Raw genomic sequence first — 1163 nt, 5'->3', positions numbered from 1 at the left:
TTAACAGAAAACGAAAATCAACTCAATACCTGGAAACAAAAAATATTAGCTGCCCTTGGCGCTAATAGTCAAATCATTGTCGATGTCATTCCCGAAGTAGAACTAATCATTGGCCCACAGCCCGCCGTACAAGAATTAAGCGCCACCGAAGCACAAAACCGCTTTAATTTAGTATTTCAAAAATTCATCCGCGTCTTTTGTTCAGTTGACTATCCCTTAGTCATCTTTCTCGACGACTTACAATGGGCTGATGCCGCCACATTGAAACTGCTACAAGTAATGATAGCAGATGAGCAAACCAACTATCTATTTCTAATTGGTGCTTATCGAGACAACGAAGTCAACCCATCTCATCCTTTAATAATGACTTTGGATGAGCTGCAAAATCAAGGTGCAAGAATCGAGCGAATTACTTTAGCTCCCTTACAGCTTCACCAGATAGTTAACTTAATTACTGATACCGTGCGAAAAGACCAAAAATCAGCGCTTCCCCTCGCCGACTTAGTAATCAGTAAAACTCAAGGCAATCCTTTTTTTGTCAATCAGTTTCTCAAAACTCTCTATCAAGAAAATCTGCTGAAATTCAATTTTCAAGAAAGAAACTGGGATTGGAATATTTCAGAAATTGAATCAGTAGGCATTACTGATAACGTCATTGAATTGATGCTGGGCAAATTGAAAAGACTGCCCCCATCAACTCAGCAAGTTTTGCGTTTAGCTGCCTGCGTGGGCAATAGTTTTGACTTAAACACTCTGGCAATTATTAATGAAAAATCTTGGGTAGCCACCTTTCAAGAACTATTGCCAGCCATTCAAGAAGGATTAATCTTAACTACTTCTGAGCTAGGTGCTACCGAATCAGAAATAATTAACTCAGACTTGGTAATTACTACTTATAAATTTTTGCACGACCGCGTACAGCAGTCAGGTTACGCATTGATTGACTCAAAACTGCAAACAGCAATTCACCTACAAATTGGTCGTCTCTTACTAGCAAATATCTCTGGCGAGCGACGCGCCGAAAGAATTTTTGAAATTGCCGACCATTTGAATTCGGGTCGGAATTTAATCATTGATGATACCGAGAAAACTGAACTGGCTATTTTAAATTTAACCGCCGCTCGCAAAGCCAAAGATGCCACGGCTTATGCTGCTGCCAGAGA

General features: G+C 40.1%; 1 protein-coding gene. It reads left to right on the top strand.

The window, feature by feature from the left end:
• The coding region (locus QUB26_RS31895) for an AAA family ATPase (protein WP_333321322.1) at window positions 1-1163 on the top strand (1163 nt) is incomplete at both ends.

This window comes from Microcoleus sp. B4-C1 (assembly GCF_036705285.1).
In the GTDB taxonomy this organism is placed as follows: domain Bacteria; phylum Cyanobacteriota; class Cyanobacteriia; order Cyanobacteriales; family Microcoleaceae; genus Microcoleus.
This window is presented reverse-complemented; position numbering and strand designations above follow the sequence as displayed.